This window comes from Rhodoplanes tepidamans (assembly GCF_030813915.1).
GTDB lineage: Bacteria > Pseudomonadota > Alphaproteobacteria > Rhizobiales > Xanthobacteraceae > Rhodoplanes > Rhodoplanes tepidamans.
Map to the genome: position 1 here is coordinate 1 of NZ_JAUSUJ010000016.1, position 26,542 is coordinate 26,542.

Sequence of the window (26,542 nt, forward strand, 5' to 3'; positions counted from 1 at the left end):
AGGCAGACGATCTTCACCTTGTAGCCCTTCTTGGCGTGCAGCGCGATCGCGCCGCCGGCGCGCCACACGAAATCGCCCGGATGGGCGGTGACGACCAGACCTGTCTTGCTCATGGGGACCTCTTTCTGATGGGACCGTCGGCTCGGACTGCCACCGACACCGGCCGTGCCTTCGACTCTACTGCTTCGGAATGCCGGCCTTGTCGATCACGGCGGTCCAGCGCTTGATGTCCGTCGTCAGGCGGTCGGACAGCTCGCCCGGGGTCGACGCCGAGGCGACGATGCCGAGCTCGAGCAGCTTTCGCTTCACCTCCGGCTCGACCAGCACCTCCTGCAGGCCGGCATTGAGGATGCGGACCACCTCCTCGGGCGTGCCGCTCTTGACGAACAGCGCGTTCCACGAGGTGGCGTCGAAGCCCGGCACCGTGGCGGCGACCGGCGGCACGTCGGGCAGCACCGGCGACTGCCTGGCGCCCGAGGTCGCGAGGGCGACCAGGTTCTTGTCCTCGATCGAGCCCTTCAACGAGGCGTAGGAGTCGATGACGAGCTGCGCGTCGTTGCGCAGCACCGAGACCAGCGCGTCCGGCGTGGTGCGGTAGACGACGATCTCGGTCTTGATGTCGGCCTCGCCGTTGAACAGCACGGCCGACAGGTTCTGGGTCGAGCCGGCGATCACGGTCGCGATGTTGAGGGCGCCGGGCCGCTTCTTGGCGTCGGCGATCAGGTCGGCGAGCTTGGTGTAGCCGGTCTGCTTGTTGGTCGCGAGAACGAAGTCGAAGAGGCCGAGGGTGGAGATCGGCACGAAACCGTTCACCGGGTCGAAGGGGAGCTGCTTGAACAGGCCGACGCTGACCGCCGTGCCGTTGGAGAACAGCGCCAGCGTGTAGCCGTCGGGGGCCGACGAGGCGACCCGGGTGGCGGCGAGCGACCCGCCGGCGCCGGGCGCGTTCTCGACAACGAAGCGGGCGCCGACCTTGTCGCCGAGCCGCTCGGTGACGATGCGGACCGTGATGTCGGCGACGCCGCCGGCACCGAACGGCACCACCACCTTGATCGGGCGGTTCGGATACTTGGCCTGCGCCCAGGCCGAGGCGGAAACGACGAACGGCGCGGCGAGGCCGCCGACGAGGCCGCCCGCAGCGCCGCGCAGCAGCGTGCGACGGCTGGGGGTGCGGGTGAGTTCGTTGGTCATGGCAGGTCCTTTCCGTCGCGGGACGGTCAGGCGGAGAAGCCGAACAGGCGGGCCGGATTGTCGACCAGCAGCTTCTGCCGCACGGCTGGATCGGGAGCGTAGAGAGGAATGAGATCGACGAGGTCGCCGTCGTCGGGCATCGCCGGCACGTTGGGATGCGGCCAGTCGGTGCCCCACAGCAGGCGGTCCGGATCGACCTCGATCAGGCGCTTGGCGAGCGGAACGACGTCATGATAGGGCGCGCCGGCGGACGAGACGCGCTCGGCGCCGGTGAGCTTGATCCAGCACTTCTTGTCGCGCTCGTAGCGCGCGACAAGAGCGCGGAAGGCGGCCTGCTCGGGGCCGAGCCGGGCGTCGACGACGCCGAGATGGTCGATCACGTAGGTGATCGGCAGGGCGTCGAGGACGGGGGCGAAGCTGTCGAGATCCTTGGCCGGCAGGTAGAGATCGACGTGCCAGCCGTGCGGCGCGATGCGCTTCACCACGGTCTCGAAAGTGCCGAGATCCGGGCGGCCTCCGAGCCGGGCCAGGAAGGTGAAGCGGCAGCCGACGATGCCGGCCGCCGAGAGCCGCGCGATCTCGCCGTCCGAGAAGCTCGAATCGACATTGGCGACGCCCTTGTAGCGGCCGCCGCTCGCCGCGATCGCGTCGGTCACCACCAGATTGTCGCGACCGTGCGGCGTTGCGTTGACCAGAACGGCACGCGCGATGCCCATGCGCTCCTGCAGCCACTGCAGCTTGGCGAGGGGCGCATCGGGCGGCGTGTAGGGCCGGTCGGCGACATAGGGGTATTTCGCGTCCGGGCCGAACACGTGGCAGTGGGTGTCGCAGGCGAGCGGCGGCAGCTGGAAGGCCGGCTTGCGCGGATCGGGATGGGGGGGCGGAATGGTGGGAATGGCGCTCATGACCGGCCTCTCGCGGGCCTGCCGGCCGGACCGGGCGACCGGCCCGGTCCGGGGCAGTTGACGCGGACGGGCCACCGATCAGGAGGAGCGACCCGTGCCGCGGGCGGGACATTGCCGCGGGCCGGCTGCGCAATCAAATGACATTATTGCGGGCATTGATGAATCGAGTTCATTGGTCGGAGCAGCCATGCGGCCGTTCCCCGCCGGCCCTGCCGGGCCCTGGCGCAAGGGCCCGGAGGCCCCCTCGGGTCCGCGCCGCTCAGCCGCGGCTGCGCAGGGTGCGGCTGATCAGGCGGAGCAGATCCTCGGCGGCGGGCGACAGCGGCAGGCCGCGCTTCACCACCACGCCGAGCGCGCGGGAGACGCTCGGATTGCGCAGCGGGACGGTGGTGATGCCGGTCCGGCCGCTCGCCTCGACGGCGAGGCGCGGCACCACGGCGAGGCCGAGACCGGCGCCGACCAGGCTCACCGCGGTGGCGAGATGCTGCACCTCGAACCGCCAGGACAGCGTCTCGCGCCGCGGCCCCAGCGCGTCGTCGATGAGCACGCGGTTGCCGGTCTGCGGGCTGACCCGGACCAGCGGCTGGCCTTCGAGATCCGCCCAGGTGACGCCCTTGCTGGCCGCGAAGGGATGCTCGGCCGGGCAGACCAGCACGAACGGCTCCTTGAGGAGCTCGGTGATCTCCAGATCCCAGCGGTTGACCGAGACGATCGTGATGCCGAACTCGGCGCGGCCCGACTGGACGTGATCGGCGATCTCGCTCGCCGAGTTGTCGAACACCTGCACGTCGAGACCGGGATAGAGCTGGGTGAACTCGGCCAGCACCCGCGGGATGTAGCGGATCGAGATGGTGGGCAGGCAGCCGATCGCCAGCCGCTCCTGCTGGGCGCGGCCCTGCCGGCGCAGATCCTCGAACGAGCGCACCGCCTCGTCGAGGATGCGGCGCGCCTTCGGCAGGAGGTCGAGCCCGGCCGGCGTGAGGGCGACATGGCGGGTGGTGCGCACCAGGAGCTTCACCCCGAGGTCGTCCTCGAGCTTGCGCATGCGGTGGCTCAGCGCCGTCTGCGAGAGATTGAGATTGGCGGCGGCGCGGTGAAAGCTGCCGCGCTCGGCGATGCTGAGAAAGGCTTCGAGCCCCAGGAAATCGATACGCACGACGAATCCTCGACGACGGAGGCTGCATCTTAGCGGTGTGGCCGGCACCCCGATACGGCCACGGGAGGACCAATCAGCGCGTGTGGTTCACCGTCCCTGCGGGTCGCCCGGCGACGCCGACAAGTTTAACGATCCGCCACACCGCTCCTCGACCATCCCGGCGAAAACGCGGCGGCGACGCCGGCCTTCTTACCCGGGCCGAGAGAGTCGGGCCGGCATGCTCGCGCCGACGATCGAGCGCGAGGAGAACAGTCGTGAGCCGAATGTCGGTGTCGGCGTCGCCCCCGTCGGATCGGGACGATCCGGGATACGCCTATTCGGTGCGGCCGGCGGCCCCGCCGTCCCGACCCGGCTGGCTGGTGACGGCGTGGGACGGCGAGACCGGGACGCCGATCGGCCGCTGCGAGATCGCCTCCTCGGCCGGAGCGACGCCGGTGGCGACGCCGCGCGATCTGCTCGAGCGCATGGGCGGGCGCTACCGGCTGGAGGCGGTGCGCGTCGACTGCGCGCTGGACCGCCTCTCCGTCGTGACGCGGCGGGTCGCACGCGCCTGCGCCCGGCACCGCCGCGCCGGACGGCGGTGGCGCCGCGCCACGCCGACCGGCTGAGACGCCACCTCCGCTCACACTTCGGCGGATGCGACCGCGCCGAGCCGGCGCAGCTTGCGTCGCCGGTGCCGCATCAGACGGCGCCGCGCCTGCAGGCGCAGGCCGCGGCCGCGTGCGCCCTCGCTGCCGAGCAGCCGCTGCACCGTGACGAACAGCACCGGCACCATGACGAGCGCCAGCACCACCACCGCGATCATGCCGCCCATGACGCCGGTGCCGAGCGCCTGCTGGCTCTTGGCGCTGGCACCGTGGGCGATCACCATCGGCGCGACGCCCGATGCGAAGGCGAAGCCGGTCATCAGGATCGGCCGGAAGCGCAGGCGCGCCGCCTCGACGGCCGCCTGGGCGAGCGGCATGCCGGCGAGATTGAGGTCGCGGGCGAAGCCGATGATCAGGATCGCGTCCTTCGCGGCGAGCCCGATGATGGTGATCAGCCCGATGGTGAAGTAGACGTCGTTCGGCATGCCGCGCAGCGTCACGGCGGCGACCGCGCCGAGCATGCCGAGCGGCACCACGAGCAGCACCGCGATCGGCACGGTCCAGCTCTCGTAGAACGCCGCCAGCACCAGGAACACGACCAGGGCCGACAGGCCCAGCAGCAGCGGCGCCTGCGAGCCCGCCGCCTTCTCCTGCAGCGACTGGCCGGTCCACTCGAAGCCGAAGCCGCGCGGCAGCGTCGCGGCGATCCGCTCCATCTCGGCGATGGCGTCGCCGGAGGTGAAGCCCGGCTTCGCCGCGCCGCTGATGCGCACCGACGGATAGTAGTTGAAGCCGACCACCTGGCTCGGCCCGACCGACCATTTCACCGTGGCGAAGGACGAGAACGGGACCAGCTGGCCCTTGGCGTTGCGCACGTTGAAGCCGAGGATGTCGTCGGCCTGCATGCGGGCGCCGTCGTCGGCCTGCACGATCACGCGCTGCATGCGGCCGCGATTGGGGAAGTCGTTGATGTAGGCGGAGCCGAGATTGGTCGAGATCGTCGCGTTGATGTCCTGGAACGCGATGCCGAGCGCCGCCGCCTTCTCGCGGTCGACCATCAGCTCGACCTGGGGGGCGGGCGGCAGGCCCTCGACGAAGACGTCCTGCAGCACCGGGCTGCGCGCCGCCGCGGCGAGGAGCTGGTCCTTGGCCCGCATCAGCTCGGCATAGCCCTTCTGCCCGCGGTCCTGCAGGCGGAAGCTGAAGCCGGAGGAATTGCCGAGATTGTCGATCGGCGGCGGCTGCAGGGCCGAGATCCGGGCGTCCTTGATGCCGGCGAGACTCTTGTTGACGTCGTCGACGATCGCCGCGGCGGAATCGTTCGGCCCGCGCTTCGACCAGTCCTCCAGCGTCACGAAGGCCTGCGCCGTGTTGGTGCCCTGGCCGAGGAAGCTGAAGCCGGTGAGGAACGTGACGTTGTCGACGCCGGCCCGGTTGATCAGGAACTTCTCGACCTCCTCGACCACCGCGAGGGTGCGGTTGAACGAGGCGTCGGGCGGCGTCTGCACGTCGGTGGTGATGAAGCCCTGGTCGTCCACCGGGAGAAAGCCGGCGGGCAGCCGCGAGAACATCCAGGCCATCGCCGCCACGATGACGGCGAACACCACCAGCATCCGCCCGGCGCGGCCGAGCGACCAGGCGACGAAGCCGCCGTAGCGCTCCTTGGTGCGGTCGAGGAAGCGGTTGAACAGGCCGAACACGCCGCGCCCGGGACCGTGATGGGTCACGGGCTTCAGGAGCGTCGCGCACAGCGCCGGCGTGAGCGACAGCGCCATCAGGGCCGAGAAGCCGATCGCCGCCACCATGGTGACGGAGAACTGCTGGTAGACGATGCCGACCGAGCCGGGGAAGAACGCCATCGGCACGAACACGGCCATCAGCACCAGGGTGATGCCGACGATCGCGCCGGAGATCTGGCTCATCGCCTTGCGGGTCGCCTCGCGCGGGCCGAGATGCTCCTCCGCCATGATGCGCTCGACGTTCTCCACCACCACGATGGCGTCGTCGACCAGGATGCCGATCGCCAGCACCATGGCGAACAGGGTCAGCATGTTGATCGAGAAGCCGCCGATCAACAGCACCGCGCAGGTGCCGAGCAGCGCTACCGGCACCACGAGCGTCGGGATGATGGTGTAGCGGATGTTCTGCAGGAACAGGAACATCACCAGGAAGACCAGCACCACGGCCTCGCCCAGCGTCGTCAGCACCTTGGTGATCGACGCCTGGACCACCGGCGTGATGTCGTAGGGGATCTCGTACTTGATGTTCTGCGGGAAGTAGGTGGCGAGCTCCGCCATCTTGGCGTGGACGGCCTTGGCGGTGGCGAGCGCGTTGCCGGTCGGCGCCAGCAGCACCGAGAGGCCGGCGACCGGCTTGCCGTCGAGCCGCGTGGTGAACTGATAGCCCATGCCGCCCACCTCGATGCGGGCGACGTCGCGCAGCCGCACCGTGGAGCCGTCGGCGTTGGCGCGCAGCACGATCGAGCCGAACTCGTCGGGCGAGGAGAGCTGGCCCTTCACCAGCACCATCGCGGCGACCGGGTGGCCGGGGCGGCTCGGCTCGGCGCCGATGCTGCCGGAGGCGACCTGGGCGTTCTGCGCCTCGATCGCCTTGGTGACGTCGTCGGCGGTGAGGTTGTAGCCGACCAGCCGGGCCGGATCGAGCCAAACGCGCAGCGAGCGCTCGGTCGAGAACAGCGTGGCGCGGCCGACGCCCGGAATGCGCCTGATCTCGCCCAGCACGTTGCGGATCATGAAGTCGCCGAGCCCGACCTCGTCGAGGCTGCCGTCGGTCGACGACAGCGTGATGATCTGCAGCACCGCACTCGAGGCCTCCTCGATGAGGATGCCCTGCTGGATCACGGCGCGCGGCAGGCGCGCCTCGACCCGCTTGATGCGGTTCTGCACCTCGACCGAGGCGAGGTTCGAATCGGTGCCGGGGACGAAGTTGGCGATGATCTCGACCTGGCCGAGCGAGTCGGAGGTCGATTCGAAGTTGAGGATGCCGCTCGCGCCGTTGAGCTCCTCCTCGATCAGCCGGGTGACGCTGTTGTACAGGTTCTCGGGCGAGGCGCCCGGATAGCTGGTCGAGATCGAGATCGAGGGCGGCGCGATGATCGGATACTGCGCGACCGGCAGGAAGGGCAGCGCCAGCAGCCCGAACAGGCTGACGAACAGCGCCACCACGACCGCGAAGATCGGCCGATCGATGAAGAAGGACGGCATCCTCGGCTCCGGCGTCAGCGCACGACGGAGCCGGTCCGCTCGCCGGCGGCCGCGTCGGCGTCGGCGCGGCGATGATGGCCGGGCCGCCACGGCACCGGATCGACGACGTCGCCGGGCACGAACTTCTGGAAGCCCTCGACCACCACCTTGTCGCCGGGCTGAGCGCCCTCGAGCACCAGCCATTGGTCGTCGACGACGCGGCCCACCCGCACCGGCTTGGCGTGCGCCCGGTTGTCGTCGCGCACCAGATAGAGACGGCTCTCGCCGGCGTCGTCGCGCTGCACGGCCTGCTGGGGCACGGCGAGCGAATCGCCGTCGATGCCCTGCTCGATCTGCACCCGGACATACATGCCGGGCAGCAGCTCGCCCTTCGGATTCGGGAACTCGCCGCGCAGCGTAACCTGCCCGGTCGACGGATCGACGCTGGCGTCGGAGAACAGGAGCTTGCCGGGATGCGGATAGAGGGTGCCGTCGCCGAGCTCGAGCCGCACCTTGGCGGCGTCCGGTGCGACCTGCTCGAGCGCGCCGGATTCGAAGTCGCGGCGGAGCTGCTGCAGCTCCTCCACCGACTGCGTGAAGTCGGCATAGACGCGGTCGAGCTGCTGCACGGTGGCGAGGTGGGTCGCCTCGCCCTGCCCGACCAGCGCCCCCTCGGTGACGAGGGCACGGCCGACCCGGCCGTCGATCGGCGAGCGGATGCTGGCATAGCCGAGATTGAGCTCGGCGCGGGCGACCTCGGCCTGCTTGGCCGCGACATCGGCCTGCGCCTGCCGGAAGGTCGCCACCGCGGTCTCGTGCTGGACCTGCGAGGCGGCGCGGCCGACCAGCAGCTCCTGGATGCGCTTGGCCTGCTTCTCGGACTGCTCGAGCACCGCCTCGGCCTTGGCGAGCGCCGCCTTGGCGGCTTCCAGCTCGACCTCGTAGGGCTTGGGGTCGAGCCGGTAGAGCACGTCGCCGGCCTTCACGTCGGCGCCCTGCCGGAAGGGCCGCTCGACCACGATTCCGGGCACCCGCGCCCGCACCTCGGCGATGCGCACGGGCGCGATGCGGCCGGGCAGTTCGCGCACATAGGGGCGTGGCGCCGGCTGCAGCGTGACGACCGACACCTTGGGGGGCGGCGTCGCCCCCTTCTCCTGGGTGGCGACCGTGGTCTGGGCCTCGGAGCAGGCCGCCAGGCCGAGACCGGCCAGCAGCAGCAGCGCAGAGCTTCGGTTCACAAAAGCCCGAACCGTCATGTCGTCACCTCCAGTTCAAACGTCCAGCGTCCAGGTCGAAACGGGCGGACCGGTCACGGCTCCGCCCCCGGACGGCCGCGACCGTCCGCTCTCCTCACGCATCTCTGCGGCGCCGGCGCGGATACGGTCCGCACGCGGCGCCGGGCACTCCGGCAGCCTTGGAACTCCCCGCCACCAGGCTTCGACCGATCGGCCGTCCCGGCTTTTTCTGCTGCGTCAGTCTCCCCGCGCAGCGTTACGGCTTTCTTAACAGCCGTTCAGCTTTCAACCTCGCCTCATGAATAAGGCAGAAATTTGCTTCTGGTGCGCTGCACCACGACAGATGACATCTTGAACAATATCGTACCGCTTTGTATAGTTCCCCAGTCGTTTTCAAGAATACGAACCTGAAGTTGACTACAATTTCATCGTCATGACGCTTTACATTGCAGATCGGAAGCATCGCTCCGTCAGAGCTACAGATAGACAATCCAGCTCGCAACCGGTCAGGTGGTCGCAGTAGCGCCGCACCATGCCTTCGGCGGCGCAGCAGGACCCGCAGCTGTACGTGAAATTACTTGGGATCGAGGGACTTGCGCCGGCCCCCGGCGGCGCCCGAAGACCGCGTGCGGCTTTCGGCCGCGCGGCCGCCGGCGCTCCGGCCACGGCACGACGACGGCGCCTCGGGCGGCCTCGAAGTCGGGCCCCGGCCGACTCGGAACGATCGCGGGCCGCCCCGGCCGTGCGGCCGGGACGGCCCCGATCGAGGTGCCCTCTCGATGTTCCCCTCGGTGCGGCCGGTCAGCGCGCCGCGACCCCGCCGCTCGACGGCGCGGTGGTGACCGGCGCGCCCTTGCCGTTCGACAGCTCGCGCCACAGCTTGTCGGCCGCCTCCTGGGCGCCGGCGGGCAGCCGGTGGGCGATGCCGCGGTGGCAGTCGATGCAGGTGTCGGCGTTTTTCACCGCCTCCTGGTGCTTCTCGGCCGATCGCTTCTCCTGCACGGACCAGTCCATGTGGATGAAGTCGTGGCAGTTGCGGCACTCGCGGCTGTCGGTCGTCTTCATGGCGCGCCAGACATTGGTGGCGAGATGCAGCCGCCGCGCGTTGAACTTCTCGGGCGTGTCGATGGTGCCGAGGATGTGCTGGAGGAGATCGTTGGAGGCCTGGACCTTGCGGATCATCTTGTGGGTCCAGTCCTTCGGCACGTGGCAGTCGGTGCACACGGCGCGCACGCCGGTGCGGTTGGTGTAGTGCACGGTCTGGCGATACTCGCGGAAGACGTTCGCCTCCATCTCGTGGCAGGAGACGCAGAACGCCTCGGTGTTGGTCGCCTCGATCACGGTGTGGAAGCCGCCCCAGAAGGCGATGCCGCCGAAGAACCCGACGATCAGCAGGGCGCCGAGCGAGAGCGTGCCGGACGGGCTCCAGAACCAGCGCCACAGCCGGCGCAGGCGGCCCGGGGCCTTCTCGGGCGCCGTCTCGGGCGCCGCGGGGGCCGGAGTCGCGGTGTTGTCGGTCATCGGTCCGATCCTCGTCCTGCGCCGCCGCGGCCGCGCGGTCCCGCGCGCCGGCGGTGGCGCACCGTCACTTCACTTCGGTGGCGTTCTGGAAGGTGCTCGAGACCAGCGGCTTGGCGTCGAGCTGCGGCACGTGGCACTGGGTGCAGAAGAAGCGCGTGCCGGAGATCTTGTCGAGCCGGTTGCCCTCGCGGTCGTTGTAGTGCGTCTCCGAGACCTTCGGCGCCCCGGCCTTGATGTTGGCCGGCCAGTCGTGACAGGTCATGCACTGGTTGAAGTCCTTGGTGACCTGATAGGTCTCGATCCGGTGCGGGATCAGCGGCGGCTGCTGGCGGTAGGCGCGACCGAACATTCCGTCGGACGGCGTGTCCTGCTTGACCACCGGGGGCGCCGCCCCGATCTCCTCGAGCCCGACGTCGCCGCGCAGGCTCTTGAGCGTGGTGCGGTCCTGCGCGAGCCCGATGCCGCCCGTCGCGACGACGACGGCGACGAGCGTCGCGACAAGTGCGGCGAGCGTGGCTCCGGTTCGCGGTGCGGCCATCGTTGCCCTCCATCGGTGCGGTGTCATCGGTTCAGGCCTTTTCCAGCGCGGCCGGCGCGGAGCGTCCGGCGGCGGGCGGCGGAGGCGGCACGGCCGCGTCCACGCGGGTGTCGAAGCGGTGGGTGAACGCGAAGACGCGCTCGGGACAGACGTCGACGCAGCGTCCGCACGCCGTGCAGTCGCCCGACGCGATCACCGGACCGGCGCCGTCGCGGCCGCGCAGGGCCGGTGCGATCACGTGGCTCTCGGGGCAGACCGCGAAGCAGTCGAGGCAGTCGTCGCAGCGGGCCCGGCCGCGGGCCGAGACGCGCAGCAGCGTCGCCTTGCCGATCAGGGCGTAGGCGGTGCCGATCGGACAGACATGGCCGCACCACCCGTCGCGGGCGACGACCAGGTCGAAGACGAACACCGCGACGACCACGGCGAGGCCGGCGAGCGTGCCGAACAGCGCGGCCCGATAGATCAGCGTGACAGGATTGATCATCTCCCAGGCGACCGTGCCGGTGGCGGCCGCCGCGGCGAGAACGGCGAGCGCGACCAGCCAGCGCGTCTCGCGGCGCATGGAGAAGCCCTTCTCCACGCCGAGGCGCCGCCGCATCCAGGCCGCCAGGTCGGTGACCGGATTCACCGGACAGACCCACGCGCAGAACGTGCGGCCGCCGAAGACCAGATAGAAGCCGGCCACGATGGCGACGCCGGTCAGCGCCGTCGTCTCCGGCCAGTGGCGGGCGGCGAGCGACTGCAGGACGACGAACGGGTCGGTGAGCGGCAGCGCGTCGAAGGTGAGGCTCGCGGCGAGCGTGCCCTTGGCGATCCACACGCCGGCGAGCGGCCCCGAGAGGAACAGCGCCAGCACGCCGAGCTGAGTCAGGCGGCGCAGGATCAGGTACTTGTGCGCGGTCCACCAGCCGTGCAGCGCCCACGCCTCGCGACCCGCAATTCTGGCTTGGATCCGTGCCGTCATGGCTTCGCCTCCGGCAGGCGGTCCGGCAGGTCGATGAGGCCCGGCACCAGCTCGCGGCCGGCCTTGCGCTTCTCCTCCCAGCCGCGGCGATAGTGCTCGTCCTGCCGGCCGGCGGCGAGCCCGAGCGGCAGCACCTTGATGGCCGCATCGGTGAGCACGCACGACTTCTCGCACTTGCCGCAGCCCGTGCAGGCGTCCGGATGGACGACCGGCTCGAACACGGCGTGCTTGCCGGTGCGGCGATTGTGGGTCTGCTCGAGCGTGATCGCCTGGTCGATGACGGGGCACACGCGATAGCAGACGTCGCAGCGCAGGCCCTGCAGATTGAGGCAGGTGTCGCGCGACACGATCACGGCGACGCCCATGCGGGCCGCGCCGATGTCGGTCAGGCTCTTGTCGAGCGCGCCGGTCGGACACGTCTTCACGCACGGGATGTCCTCGCACATCTCGCACGGGATCTGTCGCGCCCGGAAGAACGGCGTGCCGGCGGCCGGACCGGCCGCCAGATCGGCGAGCGTCAGCGTGTCGTAGGGGCAGGCGCGCACGCACAGCCCGCAGCGCACGCAGGCGGACAGGAACTGCGGCTCCGGCAGCGCGCCGGGCGGCCGCAGCGCGTCGGCCGGCAGCGAGCGCGACTGCGCCGCGAAGAGCGCGAGGCCGAGCCCGCACGCCCCTGCCCCGGCCGCGGTGCGCAGGGTGGCCTGCACGAAGCGGCGGCGGGTCGGCGTCTTGCGGTCGGTCTCGGTCGACATGACCATGCTCGGTTGCTCAGGGGCGACGGTGCGGGCGGCCGATCAGATCGGCACCACCTTGCAGGCGGCCTTCTTGAAGTCGGTTTCCTTGGAGATCGGGCAGGTGGCGTCCAGCGTCAGCTTGTTGACCAGCTGGCCCTCGTCGAAGAACGGGATGAAGACGAGGCCCGGCGGCATCTTGTTGCGGCCGCGCGTCTCCACCCGCGTGATCACCTCGCCGCGGCGCGTGATCACCTTGACGGACTGGCCGCGCCGCAGGCCACGCTGCATCGCGTCGTCCGGATGCATGAACAGCTGGGCGGTCGGATAGGAGCGGTGCAGCTCGGGCACGCGGCGCGTCATCGAGCCGGAGTGCCAGTGCTCCAGCACGCGGCCGGTGCACAGCCACATGTCGTACTCCTTGTCCGGGCTCTCGGCGGCCGGCTCGTAGGGGCAGAAGATGACGCGCGCCCGTCCGTCCGGCTTGCCGTAGAACTTCACGCCCTCGCCGGCCTTGACGTAGGGATCGTAGCCCTCGCGGAAGCGCCACAGCGTCTCCTTGCCGTCGACCACGGGCCAGCGCAGGCCGCGCGCCTTGTGATAGAGATCGAAGGGCGCGAGGTCGTGCGCCTTGCCGCGGCCGAAGGCGGCGTATTCCTCGAACAGGCCCTTCTGGACGTAGAAGCCGAACGCCCGGGACTCGTCGTTGTCGAAGCCCTGCTGCAGGTCGTCCAGCGGGAATCTGTTCACGGTGCCGTTGGCGTAGAGGACGTCGTAGAGCGTCTTGCCGCGAACCTCCGGCTTCTTGGCGATCAGCTCCTCGGGCCACACCTCCTCGACCTTGAAGTACTTGGAGAACTCGATGGTCTGCCAGAGATCGGAGCGCGCCTCGCCCGGCGCCTTCACCTGCTGGCGCCAGAACTGGCCGCGCCGCTCGGCATTGCCGTAGGCGCCCTCCTTCTCCATCCACATGGCGGTCGGCAGGATCAGGTCGGCCGAGAGCGCCGTGACGGTCGGGTAGGGATCGGACACCACGATGAAGTTGTCGGGGTTGCGATAGCCCGGAAAGCCCTCGCCGTTCATGTTCGGCGCGGTCTGCATGTTGTTGGTGCACTGGACCCAGTAGGCGTTGAGCTTGCCGTCCTTGAGCATCCGGTTCTGCAGCACGGCGTGGTAGCCGATGGTGCCCGGAATCGTGCCCTCCGGCAGCTGCCAGATCTTCTCGGCGACGGCGCGGTGGGCCGGGCTGGTCACCACCATGTCGGCCGGCAGGCGATGCGAGAAGGTGCCGACCTCGCGGGCCGTGCCGCAGGCGCTGGGCTGGCCGGTGAGCGAGAACGGGCCGTTGCCGGGCTCGGAGATTTTTCCAGTGAGCAGGTGGATGTTGTAGACGAGATTGTTCACCCAGGTGCCGCGGGCGTGCTGGTTGAAGCCCATCGTCCAGTAGGAGACGACCTTCTTCCTGGGATCGGCATAGAGCTTCGCCAGCTTCAGGAGCTTGTCGGGCTCGACGCCGGAGAGCTTGGCCGTGTAGTCCAGCGTGTACTTGGCGACCTGCTCCTTGTACTGCTCGAACGTGATGTCGCGCATGCCGGCCGGGTCGACGGCGCCGTCCTTGCCGGCCTTGTGCGAGGCGTTCTTCGCCGCCACCTCGAGCGGATGGCCCGGCCGCAGGCCGTAGCCGATGTCCTCCACGGTGTGGGCGAAGGCCACGTGCTTCGACACGAAGTCCCGGTTCACGGCCCCGTTCTGGATGATGTAGTTCGCGATGTAGTTGAGGATCGCGAGATCGGTCTGCGGCACGAAGATCATGCCGTTGTCGGCGAGCTCGAAGCTGCGGTGCTCGAAGGTGGAGAGCACGTGCACCTCGCAGCCGTCGTGGGTGAGGCGCCGGTCGGTCAGCCGCGACCACAGGATCGGGTGCATCTCCGCCATGTTGGCGCCCCACAGCACGAAGCCGTCGGCGTGCTCGAGGTCGTCGTAGCAGCCCATCGGCTCGTCGATGCCGAAGGTCCGCATGAAGCCGGCGACGGCGGACGCCATGCAGTGGCGCGCGTTGGGATCGAGATTGTTGGAGCGGAAGCCGGCCTTGTAGAGCTTGGCGGCGGCGTAGCCCTCCCACACCGTCCACTGGCCGGAGCCGAACATGCCGACCGCCGAGGGGCCGCTCTTCTTCAGCGCCGCCTTCCACTTCTCGGCCATGATAGAGAAGGCCTGGTCCCACGAGATCGGGGTGAACTCGCCGGCCTTGTCGTACCTGCCGTTCTTCATGCGCAGCAGCGGCCGGGTCAGGCGGTCCTCGCCGTACATGATCTTCGACAGGAAGTAGCCCTTGATGCAGTTGAGGCCGCGATTGACCGGGGCGTCGGGGTCGCCCTGCGTCGCCACCACCCTGCCGCCCTTGACGCCGACCAGCACGCCGCAGCCGGTGCCGCAGAAGCGGCACACGCCCTTGTCCCAGCGGATGCCGTCGCCGCGGGCGACCTGTGCCTCCGCCGCCTCGGGCAGCGTCACGCCGGCGGCGGCCGCGGCGGCCGCCACGGCGGCCAGCTTCATGGTGTCGCGTCGCGTCTGCTCGGACATGTTCAAGCCTCCATGACGTGCGGAGCGGCAGGGCCGCGGTCCGGATCGAATCCGTGATAGACGAGCGCCGCGGCGACCACGCCGGGCGTGCGATGGATGGTCTCCAGCCCCGAGAAGGCGGTCGCCTGGGGCGTGTCCTCGAGCGTGACGACGAGCCGGCCGCCGTCGAGCGTCGCGTGCAGCTCGCTGCCCGGGATGCCGCGCAACGCCTGCGCCACCTCGCCGGCGCGGGCCGGCACCGCGTGGACCAGCACGCCGCAGACATTCGTGCCGCGGTCGGTCATGAGAGCACCTCGGGTTCGGCGGGAACGGCGCTCGCGGTCAGCACGCCGGGCACGGCGGCGAGCGCCGCCAGGGCCGCGCCCACCGTGCCGGGCGGGACCGCGACGGTCAGCCGGCCGGGCGACCGGGTGTCGACGAGACGGACGCCCTCGATCGCCGCCACGGCGGCCGCGACGGCGTCGAGGCGGGCGGGCGCGGCCTGCACCAGCACCCGGGCGGGGAAATGTTCCGTGTAACAGGACGGCGGCGGCTCGGCCGGGCCGGCCCGCCAGGCACCGCCGAGGAAACGGCGGCGATCGAGCGCAGCGGCGTCGGTTGACGGAGCGTCGGGCATGCGGTGCGGCCTCGACCGGGCGGAAGGCTGGGCGGGACACACGCGGGGGACGTGAGCTGGTGCTTGATTAGGCAGATTCCAGGGAACGATCCTTGTTCCCGGTCAATCATCTTTCAGATTGGTCGTTCGTGCCTATTTTTTGTTCTGTCTGTCGCTCATCTTTCAGGCGCGTGCGGCCGCTTGCCCCCGACGGGCGGGCGGCGGCTTCGACCCGGGTGCGGGAGCATGTCCGGTCTCCGGGACGGTCTTCAAAACGGAGCCGGGCGGCGAGCCATGCCGGTCCGGAGCCGCCGGTCGTTTCGCAGTCCGGACCGGAGCGCTCAGATCCGCTCCAGCACCACGACCGCATTGGCGGCGAGCAAGGCCGTGAGGGCGCCGTGGGCGCTCGTCACCGGCTCGGCGTTGACCAGGCCGCCGCCGCCGAACACGGCGGCGTCGCTGTTCAGCGCCTCGCGCCAGGAGCCGTCGGCAAGCGCCGGGTGCTGGATGCGGTAGCCGGCCGCGAAGGCGTGGTTGGCGAGGCTGGCGAGCACGACGAAGTCCTGCCCCGCCGCGGCGCGGCGGAAGGCGAGCACCCGGTTGGCATCGTGGACGTGCAGGACGTCGAGGGCGTGCGAGCGCAGCGCCGGCGCGCCGAGGCGCAGCGCGATGACGGCCTGATAGAAGCGGAACAGGCGCGCGCCGTCGCTCTCCGCCAGCGCCTCGAAGTCCTCGCGATGCGCGATGAAATCGTTGTAGCGATACGGCTCGTGCGCGCCCACCTCCTCGCCCATGAAGAACATCGGGGTTCCCGGCCCGAGCAGCGCGAGCGCCGCCACCACGCGGGTGCGGGCCTCGGCGAAGTCGCGGGTGGTGCCGATCAGCGGCGCGCCGTTCACGGCGGTGACGATGGTGCGGGCCGAGTACACCTCGCGGCCGTTCTCCTCGTAGCTCGAGTTGCCGGCCTCGTCGTGCGACTCGTGATACACGACGTGCCCCTGCGCGCTCGCCGCCAGGGTGCCGGCGAACCAGCTCATGGCGAGTGGCCGGTCGTCACCGTAGCCGGCGAATTTCAGCAATCTCGCGCGCGCAGTGTCGTTGGTCGCGTCGCCGATCAGCTGATGATAGAACTCGGCGTACCAGGCGGCGTCGAAGCCGAGCCCGCCCGCCGCGGTCGGCTGGGTGACGGCCGGCCAGCCGGAATGATCCTCGGCGATCAGGACCACGTCGGGCCGCACCAGGCGCATGGTGCGGGTCCATTCGCGCAGGAACTTGGCGCCGAACGCGCGGGCCCGGTCGGCCGGCCGCCCGTCGGCATGGATCACCGCATAGGCGTGCAGCGAGGTCGTCTGGTCGACCCGGAAGCCGTCGACGTGGAACTCGTCGACCAGCATGGCGGCGCTGGAGACGAACAGCTTGCGGACGTTCTCCTCCCAGAAGCGCGGCGCCCAGCCGGTCGAATTGTTGTCGACGTAGCCGCCGTCCGGCCGCCCGTAGTCGGAGGCCCGCCCCTCGTACCAGTACCAGATGTTGGTCTCGGGCGCGTTCGAGTCGTAGGCCCACTCGGCCCGCTCGGCGTCGGCGATGTAGTGATTGTAGACCACGTCCATGATCACGGCGATGCCGTGACGGTGGCACTCGCGCACGAACCACTTGAACTGGTCGCGGCCGCCCCCGGCATATTCGATGGCCAGATAGTGCGAGGAGCCGTAGCCCCAGCTCGCCCAGCCCTCGTATTCGGCGAGCGGCATCAGCTCGACCGCGTTGACGCCGAGCCGGCGCAGATAAGGCAGCAGCGCCATCGCGTCCTTCAGGGTGCCGCGCGGGCTGCGCCCGGCGGCGAGGCCGTCGACATGGAGCTCGTAGAGCACGAGGTCCTCGAGCCGGCGCGGCACCGGCCGGGCGGGATCGAACTCGTCGCGCCAGAAGTCCTCCTCGTAGACCCAGTTGGTCTCGGGGAAGTCGCAGGACTCGAAGGCCGCCGTGACCCGGGACGGATCGACGACGACCGAACAGCTCTTGGTGCCGTCGAGACTCGTCCGGCAGCCGCACCACGTCGGCCCGTGCGCCGGGTCGACATTACCGCTGCCGATCTGGCAGCGCGAGAACAGGTCGGTGCGCCAGGCGACGTCGCCGTCGTCCTTGGTGACGCGGAACATGTAGAGGGTGTGGTCGTAGGCCTCGAAGGCGCCGCCCTCGGGAAGCTCCGCGGGGGCGGTGCTCCAGATCCCGTCGCCGTCGCGGTGCATCGGCGTCACGCTGTCGACGCCGCGGCCGTCGTCGAAGATGTAGCCGCCCTTCTCGTTCTCGGCGCCGGAGAGGCTGGCGCGCGCCAGCTCGACGCTTCGGGCGTTCGGCGCCCAGACCGAGAACTGCACCAGATCGCGGCCGTCGCGGATCAGCCGGTTGGCCCCGAGCCGCCGGCAGTGGGTGAGGAAGTAGCGCTCGACCTGGTCGGCCTCTCGCAGCAGGAACTCGCGGTGCTGGTCCGACGCCCCGGCGTCGTTCACCTCGGTCGGCATCGCCGAGATCGTGCCGGCGGCGGTCTCCGTCGTCACGCTCCAGCGCAGCGTCTGCCCGACCGCCGCCTCGTCGAGCTGCACGGTCGCCCGGAAGGCCGGACAGCCGTCCTCGGCGTCGAACGGCTCCATCGGACGGGTCGACCACTGGGCCGACGGGCGCCCGGCGTCGTCCCAGCTTCCGGCGAGCCGCACGTCGGCGAGCGCGATGTGGCGAAGCCCGGTGCGGTACTCGAAATGGACGGGGATCGGCATGATGGCCTCCGGGACCGGTCAGGGAGTGTAGGGCCGCGGAGCGGGGCCGATGATCCAGTGCTCGCGGACCAGCATGCGGTGCTGCCAGCGCGGCTCGGCGACGCGGCGCCGGTCGGCGGCGAGCAGAGCGCCCTCAATCGAGGCCTCGGCCGCGGCGACCGCGGCGGGATCGTCGAACCAGAGCTGCTCGACGCAGTCGAGCAGCGCCTCGCCGGCCGCATAGGCGCCGTCGCGCACATGGCCCTGCTGATAGCGGCGCAGGCCGGTCAGCGCCCGCACCGTCTCGGCGTGCGGCCCGAGCATATGGGCGCGGAAATCGCCGAGCGGCAGGCCCTCGCGACGTTTCGTGAGCACCAGCAGCAGCACGCCGGGCGCGTCGCGCGCCTCCGGCGGACCGGGCAGCAGCAGATGCGCCGTGGTGTCGAGCACCACGGTGCGCCAGAACGCCGCCCAGCGCGGCTCGTCGGCGCGCGCGCCGTCGATCAGCTCGGGCGACTGCAGCGAGGCGACCTGCTCTTCCTCGTTGGCGAGCCAGATCTCGGCGGCGCCGCTCCACAGGGGATCGGCGGGGTCGCCCGGCCGCGGGATCCGGGTGTCGACCTTGTACTTGCGGATCTGCGGGATGCGGCTCGCATAGCGCACCGCGTGCACCTCGACCCAGTAGCGCTGGAACTCGGCCTCGCTCATGCCGGGCTTCGGACGGGCGAAGATGAACTGGTGGATCATGAGCGACTTGCCCCGTCATTCCGGGACGGCGCACTCGGGTCGGCGCTATGCGCCGCCCGAGCACAGGCTCCGCGCCGGCCCCTGAATCCAACCCCACGACCGGAGTTCGCCTCTGGATTCCGGGTTCGCGCCGGCGGCGCGCCCCGGAATGACCTGGGACTCACCATCCCCAGCGGCGCAGCGGCGGGTCGCCGTCCAGGACCTCGATCAGCTTGCGGCCGGTCAGCGCGCTGTCGGGGGTCGAGCGGCCGGTGACGAACGGCCAGTCGACCAGCACGCTGGTCGGGTGTCCGAAATTGCCGTGGAAGCCGCCGTCCGGACCGGTGGCGTCGCGCAGGATGAACTCCAGCGGATAGGGCGGCGGGCCCATGTTGAAGTCGAGGAAGGTGTTGCGCGCCCTCACGAAGGCGGTGCCGTCCTTGTAGTCGTATTCGAGGCAGTGCCCGGTGACGTGCTTGCCCCAGATGATGCTCTTGCGGATGTTCATGTCGCGCGCGAAGGCGAGGCAGGCGACGGCGTAGCACTCGGCGGCGATCGGCTTGCCGGCATCGAGGAAGGCGAGGATCAGGTCGTGGACGCGCTGGTTGTTGACCATGTCGACGACCGGCCCGGAGCCGCCGACCAGCAGCACCGAGTCGTAGCGGGCGATGCTCGCGCGCGCCTGCTCGAGCGCGCGGTTGTAGGCCTCCAGCAGCCGCACGAAGGCCGGCGCCGAATAGTAGGGGCGTTCCGGGAACCAGGCGGCGAGCGAGATCGGGGTCTGCAGCCGGGCGCCCTCCGGCGTGCCGGGATCGTCGAAGCGGCGGACCTTGGCGGCCATCTCGGGGCTGGTCACCGGGCGCTGCAGCGGCGGGTCGAAGAAGTCCGGGTCCATGCTGACCGGGATGGCGTTCGGCCGGCGGCCGTTGGGGGTGCAGAAGTCGACCGTCCAGCCGGCGGCATCGAACTCCTCGATCGGGCCGACCAGCTCCTCGCCCCAGTAGCCCCACTCCGACAGCACGACCAGCACATGGCGCTTTCCGCGCGGGTCGGGCAGCGGAGGAAGCGGGTCGACCGCGGTGCCGGGGCCGGCCAGGATCGCGTCCCTGATCGCGTCCACGAAGGCCTCGGTCGCGTGGTAGGAATTGCTGGTGACGAGGTCGCCGTCGACCACCACCTGCTTCTCGGGCGGCGTGCCGGGGACGCAGGGCGTGTAGAGGCCGCCGGCATTCACCACGTCCGCCAGCACCACCTTGTTGCAGATCACCTTGCGGCCGGCGAGCAGGTCGGGGGCGGTGGCGAGCAGCCACAGCCCGTGGCAGGCGGCGCCCTTGACGATGCGCCTGTTCTCCATGGCGCGGCGGAAGAAGCGCGCAGCCGGCACGTTGCGGGCGACCTCGGCGGCGTTCGCGGCGGTGACGTCGTCGCGCTCGCTCCAGCGCAGCCGGACGCTCGTGTAGTTGGCCGAGACGATCACGGCGGCGTAGTCCTCCGGCGCCACCTGATCGACGTCCTTGTCGACCTCGATCCACTCCACCTCGTCGAAGGAGCCGGGCTCGACGGTCGAGTAGAAGCGCTGGCTCGGCTGGCCCCACAGGCGCGACACCAGCTCGACGGTGGCGCCATGGGCCGCGAAACGCTCGCGATAGGTGGCGATCTCCTTCGGGATGTACTGGGATTCGACGATGACGGCGATCTTCCGGCCGGCGAGCGGGGCGTTCGACATCGAGAAGCTCCTTGCGGACGCGATCGGCCGCGGCCTCAGACCGCGAGTGCGGCGAACTGGACGACCAGCGCGATGGCGCCGCCGTCCTGGGATCCGGGAAGGCCGGCGAGCGAGAGCTGGAAGTCGTCGGGATTGGCGGGCTTGAGCTGCGCCGTCATGTCGATGCCGTTGACGACCACGCGGTCGATCGTCAGCCGGCCCGGGGACATGAAGTCCGGCAGCACGTTGATGGTCGTCTGGTTGGGCGACGGACGGATGCGGAAATACAGGCAGAAGCCGTTGTCCGCGCCGTTGCCGGCGTCGACGAAGGTGCGGATGTAGACGTGCGCCAGATAGGCGAGCTCGAAGGCGTGGTAGCCGATCGCGTGGCTGCTCTTCATGCCGTACTGGCCGTCCAGGATCGGCAGCCCGTTCTCGGTGGTGCGGAAATAGTAGCCCTGCCGCTCGCGGTCGAGGAAGAACAGATTCCAGAAGGCGGCGCTCTCGCGGGCGAGAGCGAGATAGCTGGTGTCGCCGACCGTGGCGCCGTGCAGGATCAGATAGGCGAGGATGCCCTGCTCCTGCTGCCAGAAGTCCTTGGTGGCGCCCCAGGCGAACTGGATCGGCATACCGCCGGTGGGATGGCGCTCGACGCAGTCGAAGATGCCGCCCCGCACGGCGTCGAGCCCGGCCGTCGCCATGTCGTCGCCGAGCCGGCGGGCGACCTGCAGGAGCCGCTTGGCGTGGCTGTCGTCGGCGGCCGCGTCCTGCGGATGCCCCATGGCGCGGCGGCGGGCGGCGCGCATGTGGAAGTAGTTGGCGCAGCGCGTCAGGTTCCAGGCGATCTTGAGATTGTGGCCGACCACGGCGCGGTCCTGCTGCCAGCGATAGGCGTGGTCCGGCGTCCAGTCGTCGTGGAAGCGCTCGTTGACGTATTTGGAGGTCGGGTCCGGAAACTTCTCGGCGATCAGCGTGGTCGTCTCCTCGAGGATGCCGATCGCCACCTTGAGCAGGTCGCCCAGATAGGACCGCGCGCTGCCGGCCGGCAGGGGCTCCAGCGTAAGGATGAGGTTCACCAGATAGGCCGGGATGTGATCGCCGACCGAGTTCCAGTTCTTGCGCCGGCAGTTCTCGCCGAGCGCCGGGGTGTCGGGCCGCATCGTCACCGGATCGAGATGCGAATAGTAGCCGCCGGTCCCGGCGAAGCCCTTCGCGGTGGCGCTCGGCGGATCCCAGTAGAAGGCCTGGAACGTGTTGATGGTGCGCCGGATGTCCTCCAGCACCTCGGTGTCCAGGGTGATCCTGTAGTACTGGGTGAGGCCGGCGAGCGCGTAGATCTGCTCGTAGAGCGGGATGGTGCCGACGTCGTCCGGACCCTGCGAGGCGAAGTACAGGCTCTCGCCCTTCTCGCCCTCGCTGTTCCGGCGCCGACCGTAGGCCCAGAAGCAGTACTCGCCGTCGTGGCTCGACGAGCGGAACGCCTCGCGCAGGTACTTCATGGCGGCCTGCGCGGCGAGGAAGTAGCGCTCGGCGCCGGTGATCAGGAACGCGGTCGCGAGATCGTAGAGCAGCCGCGACAGCACCGCGCATTCCTGCACGTTGTCGTCCACCGGCTGCCCGAGGATGTTGAGGTTGGTGCGATAGAACTTGGCGAAGTCGTCGATCGTGTAGTTGCGGCGCTGGTCGAACAGGTGGTCGAGGATGCGGTCCGCCATCTGGGTGACCTGCACGAGCCACCAGTGCGTCTCCTCGAACAGCCAGCGGTCCGCGCGCGAATGCAGGAGATACACGGTGCGGGCCTCGAAGCGGGCGCGGTCGCCGTCCTCCTGGTAGAGGCCGGCGACGAACACGGGCCGTCCGACGGCGACGTATTTCTTCAGGTCGAACCGCACCGGATCGTCGTCCCGCCTCAGGCCGGGCGGATCGGGCACGCGGTCGCGCGAGATCTGGTCGAGATTGGTCATCACCTGCCAGCTGGTGGTGACCCCGGTCACCACCTCGAACGTGTCGCCGCTGCGGGCCTGCAGGCTGAAGCAGGCGTTCGCCTCGTCGATCGTCCGGACCGTGCCGGCGAGCGTGATGGTCTGCGTGAAGTTCTGCCGCATCGGCACCCTCCCCTGCTGTAGCGCCGCCCGGCCGCATCGGCGCGGCCGCGCGCCCCCGGGCGCCTCACCGCGCGCCGGCTGGCTGCTTCGACCGTGATGGAACGACCCTCGGCTTCCACGTGCCGCCTCCCGGACGGGCCCCGCACCACGACGAGTCGGCCCGGTCGCGACGCCACCACTATAGGGAGAGTATTTTTCTTGATGCAACCTTAGAATGCAATCGGACCCGATCACGACTTCGCGCGGATTCCGTCCCCCGCCGCGTCGCACGCTGTCATGAAGGCGTCACCGGGCGCTCGATACACACGCTCGTTCGCCGGCGCCGCGTCGCGCCGCGGCGGTTGGGTCGCATCCATTCATCACAGTCATCGAGGCCCGGTTTGATCTCCTCGCCGTCGAAGGTCCGGTGCGGCGTCGCCGCCGCCGTCCGCCGCACCCCCGCGCTGTCGCGCCAGGGCATGGCCGAGCTCGTCTTCGCCTGGATGTTCCGCGGGCTCGTCTACCCGCAGATCTGGGAGGATCCGGCGGTCGACATGGAGGCGCTGCAGATCGGCCGCGACCATCACGTCGTGGCGATCGCCTCGGGGGGCTGCAACGTCCTCTCCTATCTGATCGGCGATCCGGCCCGCATCACCGCCGTCGACGTCAACACGGCGCATGTCGCGCTGGTGCGGCTCAAGCTCGCCGCCGCCCGGCACCTGCCGTCGTGGCGCGCCTTCCACCGCTTCTTCGGCACCGCCGACGAGGCCGCCAATGTCGAGGCCTACTGGAACCATCTCGCGCCGCGGCTCGACGCGTCGACGCGGGCCTACTGGGAGGGCCGCGGCGCCCTCGGGCTCGGCCGGCGGCGCATCTCGCTGTTCGCCCGCAACGTGTACAAGCACGGGCTGCTCGGCCACTTCATCGGGCTCGGCCACGCGGTGGCGCGGATGTACGGCGTCGATCTGCGCCGGCTTCTCGCCGCACGCTCGCGCGAGGAGCAGCTCGAGCTGTTCCAGACCCTGCTGGCGCCGCTGTTCGAGAAGCGCTTCGTGCGCTGGGCGGCGGGCCGGCCGGTCGCGCTGTACGGGCTCGGCATCCCGCCGGCCCAGTATGCGGCGCTGGCGGCGGCGGGCGGCGGCGACATGGCGGCGGTGCTGCGCGGCCGCGTCGAGCGGCTCAGCTGCGCCTTCAGCCTCGACGAGAACTATTTCGCCTGGCAGGCCTTCGGCCGCCGCTACGGCGACGGCGAGCACGACCCGCTGCCGCCCTATCTGGAGCGCGACAACTTCGCCGCGGTCAGCGCGCGCGCGAGCCGCGTCGCCGTGGTCAACGCCTCGATGACCGAGCACCTCGCCGCGCAGCCGGCCCGGTCGGTCGACCGCTACGTGCTGCTCGACGCCCAGGACTGGATGACCGACGCGCAGCTCGACGCGCTGTGGACGGAGATTACCCGCACCGCGAAGCCCGGCGCCCGGGTGATCTTCCGCACCGCCGCCGAGCCGAGCCTGCTGCCCGGCCGGCTCGACGACGCCATCCTGGCGCGCTGGCGCTACGAGGCGGCCGCCTCGCGCGCCTTCACGGCGCGCGACCGCTCCGCCATCTACGGCGGCTTTCATCTCTACGTGCTGGACGACGGAGACTGACGATGGTCCATCGCGCGCGTGGAGCGGCGGACGGCGGGCGACGCGAGGAGGCGCACGACGCGACCGCGCGGATGAACCGGATGTACCGGCGGCAGCGCCACGTCTACGACGCGACCCGGAAATACTATCTGCTCGGCCGCGACGACCTGATCGAGCAGCTGGCGCCGCGGCCGGGCGACCGCGTGCTGGAGATCGGCTGCGGCACCGGCCGCAATCTCGTTCGCGCGGCGCGGCGCTGGCCGCAGGCGCGCTTCTACGGCATCGACGTCTCGACCGAGATGCTCGGCACCGCCATGGAATCGATCGCCCGCGCCCGCCTGATGCGGCGGGTGCGGATCGCCCACGCGGACGCGATCGGGTTCGATCCGGCCGCCGTGTTCGGCGAGCCGGCCTTCGAGCGCGTCTACTTCTCCTACACGCTGTCGATGATCCCGGAGTGGCAGGCGGCGCTCGACCGCGCCCTCGGCCTGGTGGCGCCGGGCGGCGAGCTGCGGATCGTCGATTTCGGCGGCCAGGACGGACTGCCGGGCACCTTGCGGGCGGCGCTGCGGGCGTGGCTGTCGCTGTTCGACGTCACGCCGCGCGATCACCTGGAGGCGCGCCTCGCGGCGCGGGCACAGGCGCTCGGAGCCGTGCTGACGGTCGAGCGCCCCTACCGGGGCTGGGCCCAGCACGCCGTGATCCGCACCGCCTGCTGAACCGTCCGCCCGGCGAAGACGCCCGCCGCGCCCGGCGGCGACACGACGCTGCCTCCGCGCACGCGGCGGATCGCTCCGCCGGACCGGACGCCGTCGTGCTGGCCGGAGCGCGGATCAGCCGCGCTTGCGGCGGCCGCGGCCGCTCTTGCGCGCCGGCTTCTCCTCGACCTCTTCGACCTCGCCCGCGCCTTCGATGGCGAACTCCTCGAGCGAATGCCCCTCGTCGAGCAGGGCCGACAGCCACTTTGGATGCGCGCCGCGGCCGGCCCAGGTCTCGCCGTTCGGGCCACGGTATTTCGGCGCGACCTTGACGCCCTTGAGGGCGCTCGACCGGCTGCCGGCGGCGGCACCGCGGGCAGGACGACCGCGCGCCGTCTCCAGCGCGCTGAGCTGCTTCTTCAGCTCGCGGCTTCGCTCCTCGAGGGTGTCGTCGATCTCGCCGCGCAAGGCCAGCAGGGCGTCGACATCCATAGCCTTGAGATTAACGGCAGCCATTCTCGGGCTCTCCTGAAAGGAATGCACGCTTCCTATTACGTCCGATCGATCACTGTCCGGCCGGCACAGAAACCGTCGGCACATGATACGAATAAGGCTCTTCTCATGGGCCGGACCGAACAGCAAGCGAAAAACTTTAATCTATATTCCACGGGAAAATTGCAGAACCAGACCGCGATTACTTATAGTTGGCGCATCGGGTTCGACTCCGACGATTTTCGCCTCGGGCGGCATCGAAGCCAGCCCGAATTCGCCGCAGAACTGCCCCGATTGTATTAGAATTAGCCCTGCACGCAAGAGAAAACGTGCGAGAAACAATTCTGAAACCTCGTCGAACGAAATACCGGAGGGCGGGATTCCCGCCTGTTTCCGGCCTCTTGTGACGTCTCCAGGCGCGTTCGGAGTTCCGCGCACCGCAACTCGGCGGCCGAATCGGCCGACGGCCGGAAACTATGTGGCCCCCGCCGCCGCGACCTCCGTCTGGTGATTCGCGAGCCCCGAAGCAAAGGCAGCCTTGCCTCCAAAGGCAATCCGGTACTTTCGAGGACCGCGGAATCCGCATCGATTTTTTCGAAACATCACGAGGAAAAGTCTAAGCATTCCTTCCCGCGATCCGAGCCGTTTTCCGTCGCCGCCGTCCCCGGTGCGACGCGCCGTCGCGACGCGGGCCGGCGCGCGACGCCGGTGCATGGATCGGGGCAGAGACGCGACGGAGGCATGCAGGCCGCGCCGTTGCGGGCTCGGGCCGCCCGCCGCATCATGCCGCCCCGCCCCCGCTCCTGTTCCGCAAAGAGGCATCGATGGTTCTGGAAATCGCGCAGATCGAGGTGAAGCCCGGCATGGAGGCCGACTTCGAGGCCGGCGTGAGCAAGGCCGTGCCGCTGTTCCGCCGCGCCAAGGGCTGCTCCGGCGTGACCCTGCAGCGAAGCGTCGAGAAGCCGACCCGCTATCGCCTGTTCGTCAAATGGGAGACGCTGGAGAACCACACGGTCGACTTCCGCGGCTCGCCCGACTTCCAGGCGTGGCGCGACTGCGTCGGCCACACCTTCGCCGGCCCGCCCGAGGTCGAGCACGTGATCGAGGTCGTGCACGGCTTCTGATCACGACCGTCGCCGCGGCCGGCCGGGCCGCGGCGACGGTCGCTCGTGACGCCGGAGCGGCGCGGCCGGAGAGGCCCTTCTCTGCCGCGACCGGCACCGGTCTCGCAGCCGCGCACGCGACGGCTG

22 protein-coding genes are annotated in these 26,542 nt (G+C 70.2%); 4 read left to right on the forward strand and 18 right to left on the reverse strand.

The genetic code is table 11. From position 1 onward, the window contains the following. The 4 genes from J2S22_RS18780 to J2S22_RS18795 form a co-directional block, all read right to left on the reverse strand. A partial coding sequence (locus tag J2S22_RS18780) for a PIG-L deacetylase family protein (protein ID WP_307155860.1) occupies positions 1 to 113 on the reverse strand: 113 nt, incomplete at its 3' end. A gap of 64 nt (positions 114 to 177) precedes the next feature. Beyond that, on the reverse strand, positions 178 to 1,191 hold the full coding sequence (locus J2S22_RS18785; RefSeq protein ID WP_272779347.1) for a Bug family tripartite tricarboxylate transporter substrate binding protein: 1,014 nt from the start codon (positions 1,189 to 1,191) through the stop codon (positions 178 to 180). A gap of 26 nt (positions 1,192 to 1,217) precedes the next feature. Further along, complete coding sequence (locus J2S22_RS18790) at positions 1,218 to 2,096, reverse strand: amidohydrolase family protein (protein ID WP_272779346.1); 879 nt, start codon at positions 2,094 to 2,096, stop codon at positions 1,218 to 1,220. A gap of 259 nt (positions 2,097 to 2,355) precedes the next feature. Further along, positions 2,356 to 3,252 carry a LysR family transcriptional regulator gene (locus tag J2S22_RS18795; protein ID WP_272779345.1) on the reverse strand — a complete coding sequence of 299 codons (897 nt, stop codon included), beginning with the start codon at positions 3,250 to 3,252 and terminating at the stop codon, positions 2,356 to 2,358. A 254-nt stretch (positions 3,253 to 3,506) separates the two neighbouring features. Here J2S22_RS18795 and J2S22_RS18800 point away from each other — a divergent pair, with 254 nt between their 5' ends. Beyond that, entirely contained in the window at positions 3,507 to 3,860 is a 354-nt protein-coding gene (locus J2S22_RS18800) for a hypothetical protein (protein ID WP_272779344.1), read from the forward strand. Between the two features lie 14 nt (positions 3,861 to 3,874). Here the strand turns inward: J2S22_RS18800 and J2S22_RS18805 are convergent, their stop codons facing one another. From J2S22_RS18805 to J2S22_RS18865, 13 genes are all read right to left on the reverse strand, one after another. Then, positions 3,875 to 7,063, reverse strand: coding sequence for a multidrug efflux RND transporter permease subunit (locus J2S22_RS18805; RefSeq protein WP_272779343.1), 3,189 nt, complete (start codon positions 7,061 to 7,063; stop codon positions 3,875 to 3,877). 14 nt (positions 7,064 to 7,077) lie between these two features. Beyond that, the gene (locus tag J2S22_RS18810; protein ID WP_284701151.1) at positions 7,078 to 8,298 is read right to left on the reverse strand and encodes an efflux RND transporter periplasmic adaptor subunit; all 1,221 of its coding nucleotides are present in this window, start codon (positions 8,296 to 8,298) and stop codon (positions 7,078 to 7,080) included. A 780-nt stretch (positions 8,299 to 9,078) separates the two neighbouring features. Then, complete coding sequence (locus tag J2S22_RS18815) at positions 9,079 to 9,798, reverse strand: NapC/NirT family cytochrome c (protein WP_272779341.1); 720 nt, start codon at positions 9,796 to 9,798, stop codon at positions 9,079 to 9,081. A gap of 64 nt (positions 9,799 to 9,862) precedes the next feature. After that, positions 9,863 to 10,336, reverse strand: a complete 474-nt coding sequence (locus J2S22_RS18820; RefSeq protein ID WP_272779340.1) for a nitrate reductase cytochrome c-type subunit — start codon at positions 10,334 to 10,336, stop codon at positions 9,863 to 9,865. Positions 10,337 to 10,367: 31 nt separating this feature from the next. Further along, complete coding sequence (napH, locus tag J2S22_RS18825) at positions 10,368 to 11,300, reverse strand: quinol dehydrogenase ferredoxin subunit NapH (protein ID WP_272779339.1); 933 nt, start codon at positions 11,298 to 11,300, stop codon at positions 10,368 to 10,370. Next, a complete protein-coding gene (napG, locus tag J2S22_RS18830; RefSeq protein ID WP_272779338.1) occupies positions 11,297 to 12,052 on the reverse strand; it encodes a ferredoxin-type protein NapG in 756 nt (251 codons plus the stop codon). The genes napH and napG overlap by 4 nt, the downstream gene beginning before the upstream one ends. Before the next feature lie 42 nt (positions 12,053 to 12,094). Then, positions 12,095 to 14,614, reverse strand: coding sequence for a nitrate reductase catalytic subunit NapA (gene napA, locus J2S22_RS18835; protein WP_272779337.1), 2,520 nt, complete (start codon positions 14,612 to 14,614; stop codon positions 12,095 to 12,097). A 2-nt stretch (positions 14,615 to 14,616) separates the two neighbouring features. Then, entirely contained in the window at positions 14,617 to 14,898 is a 282-nt protein-coding gene (locus J2S22_RS18840) for a chaperone NapD (RefSeq protein WP_272779336.1), read from the reverse strand. After that, entirely contained in the window at positions 14,895 to 15,230 is a 336-nt protein-coding gene (locus J2S22_RS18845; protein WP_272779335.1) for a hypothetical protein, read from the reverse strand. The genes J2S22_RS18840 and J2S22_RS18845 overlap by 4 nt, the downstream gene beginning before the upstream one ends. 320 nt (positions 15,231 to 15,550) lie before the next feature. Then, entirely contained in the window at positions 15,551 to 17,983 is a 2,433-nt protein-coding gene (locus tag J2S22_RS18850; RefSeq protein WP_272779334.1) for an alpha-amylase family glycosyl hydrolase, read from the reverse strand. An 18-nt stretch (positions 17,984 to 18,001) separates the two neighbouring features. After that, complete coding sequence (locus J2S22_RS18855; RefSeq protein ID WP_272779333.1) at positions 18,002 to 18,709, reverse strand: EthD domain-containing protein; 708 nt, start codon at positions 18,707 to 18,709, stop codon at positions 18,002 to 18,004. Between the two features lie 160 nt (positions 18,710 to 18,869). Further along, positions 18,870 to 20,414, reverse strand: coding sequence for a DJ-1/PfpI family protein (locus tag J2S22_RS18860; protein ID WP_272779332.1), 1,545 nt, complete (start codon positions 20,412 to 20,414; stop codon positions 18,870 to 18,872). A gap of 35 nt (positions 20,415 to 20,449) precedes the next feature. Then, a complete protein-coding gene (locus tag J2S22_RS18865; protein ID WP_272779331.1) occupies positions 20,450 to 22,498 on the reverse strand; it encodes an AGE family epimerase/isomerase in 2,049 nt (682 codons plus the stop codon). Positions 22,499 to 22,881: 383 nt separating this feature from the next. Between J2S22_RS18865 and J2S22_RS18870 the strand changes: the two genes are divergently transcribed. Both J2S22_RS18870 and J2S22_RS18875 read left to right on the forward strand, forming a co-directional pair. Beyond that, positions 22,882 to 24,123 carry a BtaA family protein gene (locus J2S22_RS18870; RefSeq protein WP_272779348.1) on the forward strand — a complete coding sequence of 414 codons (1,242 nt, stop codon included), beginning with the start codon at positions 22,882 to 22,884 and terminating at the stop codon, positions 24,121 to 24,123. A gap of 2 nt (positions 24,124 to 24,125) precedes the next feature. Then, complete coding sequence (locus J2S22_RS18875) at positions 24,126 to 24,821, forward strand: class I SAM-dependent methyltransferase (protein ID WP_272779330.1); 696 nt, start codon at positions 24,126 to 24,128, stop codon at positions 24,819 to 24,821. A 114-nt stretch (positions 24,822 to 24,935) separates the two neighbouring features. On the opposite strand, the gene J2S22_RS18880 is transcribed toward J2S22_RS18875, so the two are convergent. Further along, positions 24,936 to 25,316 carry an H-NS histone family protein gene (locus tag J2S22_RS18880; RefSeq protein ID WP_272779329.1) on the reverse strand — a complete coding sequence of 127 codons (381 nt, stop codon included), beginning with the start codon at positions 25,314 to 25,316 and terminating at the stop codon, positions 24,936 to 24,938. 800 nt (positions 25,317 to 26,116) lie between these two features. Here J2S22_RS18880 and J2S22_RS18885 point away from each other — a divergent pair. Continuing rightward, positions 26,117 to 26,416 (forward strand): antibiotic biosynthesis monooxygenase family protein, encoded by a 300-nt coding sequence (locus J2S22_RS18885; RefSeq protein ID WP_272779328.1) that lies wholly within the window; start codon positions 26,117 to 26,119, stop codon positions 26,414 to 26,416. Positions 26,417 to 26,542 lie beyond the last annotated feature (126 nt).